Consider the following 7,423-nt stretch of genomic DNA (forward strand, 5'->3'; position numbering starts at 1 on the left):
GGCCCGGGCGATCAGCCCGTGCCCGCCCCGCCCGTGTCGGTCGCAGCGCGGCCCGCGACGAGGGGTCACGCCCCCGGGATCAGCTCCGGAGGCGCCCCGGCGTCACTTCTTCCACTTGGTCAGCGGCCCGTCGCTGGCGCTGTAGCGGCGGAACGCGTAGACGGCGGCGCCGTCGTCCGAGACCAGGTACTCGGAGGTGCTGCTGCCGATGCCCATGCTGCTCGGCATCGTCATGGTGCCGAGGTCGGACATCGAGCCGTCGGTCGGCGAGAGCGTCACCAGCCGGGCCGGCTTGTTGTAGCCCTGGTCGACGATCGCGCGGACCTTGCCGTCCTTGTCGGTCCCGGCCACCAGGCGCATGTCGTTGCTCGTCGAACCGGAGTTGGCCGACCACAGCCGCTTGCCGGTGTTCAGGTCGTAGGCGTTGATGCCCGGCTTGCCGCCGCTGACCTGGACGTACAGCGTGGTGCCGCTGACCACGTTGCGGGTGAGGGCCTCGTTCTGGCCGGAGAGGCGCAGGCTGTCCGCGCCGGGCTCCTTGACGGACATCTGGGTGCCCGGCTTGTTGTCCTTGTCGAACGGCAGGACGTAGTCGCCCTGCGGGCCGTTGCCCATCAGCAGCACCAGCGGCTTGTCCTGGACGACCGAGTCGACCTCCTCGATGTTGCCGGTGAGGGTGATCGGGGTGCTGGCCGGCTTGCCGGTCTCGGCGTTGACGATGACCAGCTGCGACTTCGGGCCGCTGGTGCCGTAGCAGCGGTCGCTGACCGCGATCTGGGCGCCGGCCGCCTTGCCGCGCAGGACGCAGTCCTTGTCGCGCGGCTGGTACTGCCAGGCCGGCTGGCCGTTGGCGATGTTCAGGGCGGCGACGGCGTTGCCGCCGACGGCGACGACGTTCTCGGTGACGCTGAGGGTCGGCGAGGACATCCGGTCGGCCGAGACCTTGACGCTCCAGAGCAGCTTGCCCTGGGTCAGGTCGATGGCGCCGACGGTGGAGCAGTCGCTGTCACCGGTGTTGAAGGAGACGGCGGCGACGCCCTTGGAGTTGGCGGCGTACGAGGCGGTGCACAGCTCCTTGCTGCCGGCCGGGGCGGCGATGGTCCACGCCTCCTTGCCGTCGGTCAGGTTGAAGGCCCTGATCCCGGAGCTGTCGACGCGCACCGCGAGCTTGTCGGTGCCCCAGACGCCGAGCATCTGGTTCGAGCTGTCCGCGTTGGCCGGCTTGGGGGCGCTCCAGGCGACGTTGAAGGTGGCGCCCTTGGGAGCGGGGGCGGGGGTGGGGCCGCTGCTGGTCCCGCCGTTGTCGGTGGTGCCGGTGCTGACCGGGTCCGGGCCCGGGTCGGGGGCGGGCTTGGGGTCCTTGAGCAGGACGACCAGGGCGACCACGATCGAGATCGCCAGCACGCCGCCGATGATCCCGCCCCACAGCATCACCGGGTTGCGCTGCTTGGGCGCGACCGGCGCGACGGGGTAGCCGTACCCGGGCTGCTGCGGGTAGTTGTAGCCGCCCGGGTTGTAGGCCTGCCCGGCGTCCGGGGCGCCGTACGGGGCACCGGGGACCGGGTCGTACGGGCCGACCGGCGCGGCACCGGGCGGCGGCGGGGCCTGGCTGGGGAACCCGGGCGCGGTCGGCGCGTACGCCGCGTACTCCGGGCTGCCGACCGACGGCTGCGCGGGCGGCTGCGCGGGCGGTGCCGGCGGCTGGCCGGGCGGCGGGCCCGCGGGCGCGACCGGGCCCGGGGTGACCTGCCCCGGGACGGCGGCGCCGTCGAGCTGCGTCATCTGGTCCGCGACGGCGGCCGGATCGACACCGCCGCCCGGCGGGCGCCCGAACGAGACGCCCCGGTTGTCCTGCGGACCGCTGCCGGGCGTTTCGCCTGCACCCGGCGTAGGGTGATCCCCTGCCATCTGATTCCCCGTCATGTCTGGATGCGTCCCCCTGGCGGTGCCGTCCACGGCCCCGATGGGACGGGTGAGAAGTGGCACCATGTTAGTGGTGCGTGGTTTTCGGCCGTCGCCAGGACAGCGGTTCCCCGTCCCCGCAGGTCCGGGCCGCGCAACACCTTCACCCCCCGATCACCCCGCCCCCACGCCCGCGCCCCCGCTCGCCGGCCCGCGCCGGGCGGCCGCCGTCCGCGCCCCCCTGCGCGCCCGCCCGCCGCAGCCGGGATCCCCGCCCGGGCCCCCGGGCCGTACCCTTCAGGAGTTGAAGGGGACGCCCGGCGGAGGGATCCCCGCCCTGGGAGGGTGGATCATGTCGACGGACACACCGGGCTCGCAGTCGTCGCTGCACCGGGCGAACCTGGAACGGGTGCTCCGCGCGGTGCGGATGGCCGGCTCGCTGACCCAGGCCGAGATCGCCCGCGGCACCGGACTGTCCGCGGCCACCGTGTCCAACATCGTGCGGGAGTTGAAGGAGAGCGGCACCGTCGTGGTCGCCGACACCTCCTCCGGCGGCCGCCGCGCCCGCAGCGTCTCGCTCAGCGGGGACGCCGGCATCGTGGTCGGCATCGACTTCGGCCACACCCACCTGCGCGTCGCGGTCGGCAACCTGGCCCACCGGGTGCTGGCCGAGGAGAGCGCCCCGATCGACGTCGACGTCTCCGCCCAGCAGGGCTTCGACCGCGCCGAGGCGATGGTCGAACGGCTGCTGACGCAGGCGGGCTTCCGTTCCGACAAGGTGATCGGCGTCGGCCTCGGCGTGCCCGGCCCGATCGACGTGGAGACCGGCGCGCTCGGCTCCACCGCGATCCTGCCCGGCTGGACGGGCATCGCCCCGGGCCGGGAGCTGGCCGAGCGGCTCGGCATGCCGGTGCACGTGGACAACGACGCCAACCTGGGCGCGCTCGGCGAGCTGGTCTGGGGCGCCGGCCGCGGGCTGAGCGACCTCGCCTACATCAAGGTCGCCAGCGGGGTCGGCGCCGGGCTGGTGGTGAACGGTCAGATCTACCGCGGCCCGGGCGGTACCGCGGGTGAGATCGGGCACATCACCCTGGACGAGGCGGGGCCGGTCTGCCGCTGCGGCAACCGCGGCTGCCTGGAGACCTTCGTCGGTTCCCGCTACCTGCTCTCGCTGCTCGCCCCCACCCTCGGCCAGGACCTCAGCCTGCCCCGGGTGGTCGAGCTGGCCCAGCAGGGCGACCTCGGCTGCCGCCGGGTGATCGCCGACGCGGGCCGGCAGATCGGCACCGGCGTCGCCACCCTCTGCAACCTGCTGAACCCCCGCCGGGTGATCCTCGGCGGGGACCTCGCCGAGGCCGGTGAGCTGGTGCTCGCCCCGATCCGGGACTCGGTGGCCCGGTACGCGATCCCGAGCGCCGCCCGTCAGCTCTCGGTCGTCCCCGGCACCCTCGGCGGCCGGGCCGAGGTGCTCGGCGCGCTGGCCCTGGTGATGAGCGAGATGGGGGAGTCCGGCGCGCTGGGCCGCGCCTGACACCGCCGTCCGGCCCATCCGCGTATTCAAACGCCTGTACGTCAACCTGAGGTGACCCGGCTTCCCGGCCCGACCTCCCGGAATGGCGGTAACCGAACGGTGGCACCGGGCGCGCCGCTTGGTGTCCGGCAGGCGGACATTAGACTCGACCGGTCGCCACCGGCCGGACCGTCGGACTGCCGCCGGGCCGGGCAGCGACGCCCGTCGGACCGTCCGTGGTCCGCGAACACTGAACGAGGAGGAACGGGTGGCCCTGCTGACCCGCATTCGGGGACCGCGCGATCTCGACCGGCTCACGCCCGGACAGCTGGCCGCACTGGCCCAGGAGATCCGGACCTTCCTGGTGACCGAGGTCTCCAAGACGGGTGGCCACCTCGGGCCCAACCTCGGCGTGGTGGAGCTCACCATCGCGCTGCACCGGGTCTTCGACTCCCCGCGCGACCGCATCCTCTTCGACACCGGCCACCAGAGCTACGTCCACAAGCTGCTCACCGGCCGCCAGGACTTCTCCCGGCTGCGGATGAAGGGCGGCCTGTCCGGCTACCCGTCCCGGGCCGAGTCCGAGCACGACGTGATCGAGAACTCGCACGCCTCCACGGTCCTCTCGTACGCCGACGGCCTGGCCAAGGCCAACCAGATCCTGGGCAAGATCGACCCGGTCGTCGCGGTGATCGGCGACGGCGCGCTCACCGGCGGCATGGCCTGGGAGGCGCTCAACAACATCGCCGACGCCAAGGACCGTCCGCTCGTCATCGTCGTGAACGACAACGAGCGCTCGTACTCCCCGACCATCGGCGGCCTGGCCAACCACCTCGCCACCCTGCGCACCACCCAGGGCTACGAGCGCTTCCTGTCCTGGGGCAAGGACGCGCTCCAGCGCACCCCGGTGGTCGGCCAGCAGCTGTTCGAGACGCTGCACGGCGCCAAGAAGGGCCTCAAGGACTTCATCGCCCCGCAGGGCATGTTCGAGGACCTCGGCCTCAAGTACATCGGCCCGATCGACGGCCACGACATGGCCGCCCTGGAGTCCGCGCTGACCAAGGCGCGCGGCTTCGGCGGCCCGGTGATCGTGCACTGCCTCACCGAGAAGGGCCGCGGCTACCACGCCGCCGAGAACAACGACGAGGACCGCTTCCACGCGGTCGGCAAGATCCACCCGGAGACCGGCCTGCCGATCACGAGCGGCGGCGGCCGGAGCTGGACCTCGGTCTTCGCCGAGGAGATGGTCGCGCTCGGCCACGAGCGCGAGGACATCGTCGGCATCACCGCCGCGATGCTCCACCCGGTGGGCCTGGCCCCGTTCGCCGAGGCCTTCCCGGACCGGATCTTCGACGTCGGCATCGCCGAGCAGCACGCCGTCACCAGCGCGGCCGGCCTGGCCACCAACGGCCTGCACCCGGTGTTCGCGGTCTACGCGACCTTCCTCAACCGGGCCTTCGACCAGGTCCTGATGGACGTCGCCCTGCACAAGCTGGGCGTCACCTTCGTCCTGGACCGGGCCGGCGTCACCGGCGACGACGGCGCCTCGCACAACGGCATGTGGGACATGTCGATGCTGCAGATCATCCCGACCCTGCGGCTGGCCGCCCCGCGCGACGCCGACCAGGTCCGCGCGCAGCTGCGCGAGGCCGTCGAGGTCAAGGACGCCCCGACCGTGGTCCGCTACTCCAAGGGCACGGTCGGCCCGGCCGTCCCCGCGGTCGGCCGGATCGGCGGCATGGACGTGCTGCGCGCCGCCGAGGAGCCCTCCGGCGCCCACCGCGCCGACGTGCTGATCGTCTCGGTCGGCGCGATGGCCCCCACCAGCCTGGAGGTCGCCGACCTGCTGGCCGCCCAGGGCGTCACCGCCACCGTGGTGGACCCGCGCTGGGTCAAGCCGGTGGACGCGGCCCTGCCGGGCCTGGCCGCCGAGCACCGGGTGGTCGTCACGATCGAGGACAACGGCCGGGTGGGCGGCGTCGGCGCCGCCGTGGCGCAGGCGCTGCGGGACGCGGACGTGGACCTGCCGGTGCGCGACTTCGGCATCCCGCAGGAGTTCCTGGACCACGCCAGCCGGGCCGAGATCCTGGCCGAGATCGGCCTGAACGCCCCGGACATCGCCCGAAAGGTGACGGCTCTGGTCGCCAAGCTGGACGCGGCGCCGGTCAAGGCCTGACCGGAGGCCGTCCGGGGGAGCGGTCACCCGTTCCGCAGACGACCGTTTGTCGTAACTCCGTAACAGTTCGTCACGGAACAAGCTGACAATCGCACTGAAAGGCGGGACCGGCGCCACCGGCGCCGATCCCGCCCGGTAGGTTGTCACCCGTGCCGACCCCCACCCGCCTCCGCCTCACCGGACTGGCCGAGCGCCTGCCCGAGCGCGTCCGTACCCGTGTTCTCACCGGGTACTGGACCAGGCTGGTGCCGGTGCTCGCGCTGGTCGCGCTGCTCACCCACATCCCCTCCTTCGCCCGGCCCGTCTGGAGCCCGGACGAGGGCTTCCTGGCCACCCAGGCCCGGATGCTGGCGGACGGCGGGGTGCTGTACGACACCGTGGTGGACCGCAAACCACCGCTGCTGCCCTGGCTCTACCAGGCCTGCTTCGCGGTCTTCGGCTCCGCCTCGCTCTGGCCGCTGCGCACCCTGGCGGTGGTGGCCCACCTGGTCACCGCGATCCTGCTGGCCTCGATCGCCCGCGGCCGCTGGGGCAACCGGGCCGGGGCCGGGGCCGGACTGCTCTACCTGCTGGTCTCCATCGGGCTCTCCCCGGAGGACACCCAGGCGGCGACCTTCGAGGTCTTCATGCTGCCCGCCATGGTGGCCGCCTTCCGGTACGCCGAACGGCGCCGCTGGCTGGCCGCGGGCATCGCGGTCGCCCTCTGCTCACTGACCAAGCAGACCGGCGGCGCGGTGCTGCTGCCGGTGCTCTGGATGCTGTTCCAGGACGCCCGCCGGCGCGGGGTGCGCTGGCCGCCCGCGCTGTTCAAGATCGGGTTCGGCTTCACCCTGCCGATAGCGCTGGTCGCGGTGATCCTCACCAAGCCCAAGGGCTTCCTCTTCTGGGTGGTCACCGGCAGCGGCGACTACGCCTCCTTCGGCGGCGCCTGGCTCCAGATGCTCGGCCGGGCCTTCGGCAACTCGGCCATCCTGGCCGCGGCCGGCCTGGGCTTCCTGCTCCCGGTCGGGCGCCGGCTCTGGCTCAAGCACCGCCACCGCCCGCTGCCGGTGGCCGGCGAGGAGCACGGCTCGACCACGGACCTGTGGGTCTGGCTGCTCTCCTCGGTCGTCGCGGTCAGCGTGGGCTTCCACTTCTTCGGCCACTACTACCTCCAGCTGATCCCGCCGCTGGTGCTGCTGGGCACCGGGGCGGTCGCCACCTCGGCGATCCGCTGGAAGCCCGTCCTGCTGTACACCACGGCCGCCGCCACGGTGTTCTGGAGCCTGGCGCTGGCCTGGCCGGGGGAGCGGCTCAACCGCACCACCGAGGTCGCCACCGCCGTCGCCGCCCAGACCACCCCCAAGGACACCGTGCTGGTCTGGGGCATGCACCCCGAGCTGTACTGGCTGGCCGACCGCAAGCCCGCCACCCGCTACCTGACCGCCGGCTTCCTCACCAACTACAGCGGCGGCAAGGACGGCAACCAGAACGTCGGCGAGCAGTTCAGCGTCTCCAACGCCTGGCAGACCTTCGACAAGGAGCTGGCCAACGGCCTGCCCGAGGTCGTGGTCGACGACTCCGGCATCGCCCCGTACCAGCCGGTCATGGTCCCCCGGATCGAGAACCTGCTGGACACCCACTACGAGATGGTCGGCGTCTTCGCCGACACCGTGGTGTACCGCCTCAAGCACTGAGGCGGCCCGCACCCGGTTTCCTCGCGGCAACGCCGTACACGCCGGGTTCCCGGCGGCAGCGCCGTACACAGGACCTCGGGCGGAAACGCCGTACACGCCGCGTCCGGGCGGCAGCCCCGTACACACGGAGGAGCCCCGGTGACCGCATGGTCACCGGGG

General features: G+C 72.9%; 4 protein-coding genes. 3 read left to right on the top strand and 1 reads right to left on the bottom strand.

The genetic code is table 11. The features are described from left to right. Window positions 1–102: 102 nt before the first annotated feature. Window positions 103–1,782 (bottom strand): PQQ-binding-like beta-propeller repeat protein, encoded by a 1,680-nt coding sequence (locus tag ACFU7Z_RS32595; RefSeq protein ID WP_380781467.1) that lies wholly within the window; start codon window positions 1,780–1,782, stop codon window positions 103–105. 472 nt (window positions 1,783–2,254) lie between these two features. Here ACFU7Z_RS32595 and ACFU7Z_RS32600 point away from each other — a divergent pair, with 472 nt between their 5' ends. The 3 genes from ACFU7Z_RS32600 to ACFU7Z_RS32610 all read left to right on the top strand — a co-directional run bounded on the left by ACFU7Z_RS32600 (window position 2,255) and on the right by ACFU7Z_RS32610 (window position 7,264). Continuing rightward, on the top strand, window positions 2,255–3,433 hold the full coding sequence (locus tag ACFU7Z_RS32600; RefSeq protein ID WP_049651274.1) for an ROK family transcriptional regulator: 1,179 nt from the start codon (window positions 2,255–2,257) through the stop codon (window positions 3,431–3,433). A gap of 247 nt (window positions 3,434–3,680) precedes the next feature. Then, a complete protein-coding gene (dxs, locus tag ACFU7Z_RS32605) occupies window positions 3,681–5,588 on the top strand; it encodes a 1-deoxy-D-xylulose-5-phosphate synthase (RefSeq protein ID WP_380781469.1) in 1,908 nt (635 codons plus the stop codon). A 149-nt stretch (window positions 5,589–5,737) separates the two neighbouring features. After that, window positions 5,738–7,264, top strand: coding sequence for a glycosyltransferase family 39 protein (locus tag ACFU7Z_RS32610; protein ID WP_234348350.1), 1,527 nt, complete (start codon window positions 5,738–5,740; stop codon window positions 7,262–7,264). The last annotated feature ends 159 nt before the right edge of the window (window positions 7,265–7,423 follow it).

The organism is Kitasatospora sp. NPDC057518 (assembly GCF_042802075.1).
Classification (GTDB): Bacteria; Actinomycetota; Actinomycetes; order Streptomycetales; family Streptomycetaceae; genus Kitasatospora.

Coding starts and splice junctions, on each gene's coding strand:
- ACFU7Z_RS32595 (WP_380781467.1), bottom strand. CDS start 1,782: ATGACGCAGCTCGACGGCGCCGCCGTCCCGGGGCAGGTCACCCCGGGC.
- ACFU7Z_RS32600 (WP_049651274.1), top strand. CDS start 2,255: ATGTCGACGGACACACCGGGCTCGCAGTCGTCGCTGCACCGGGCGAAC.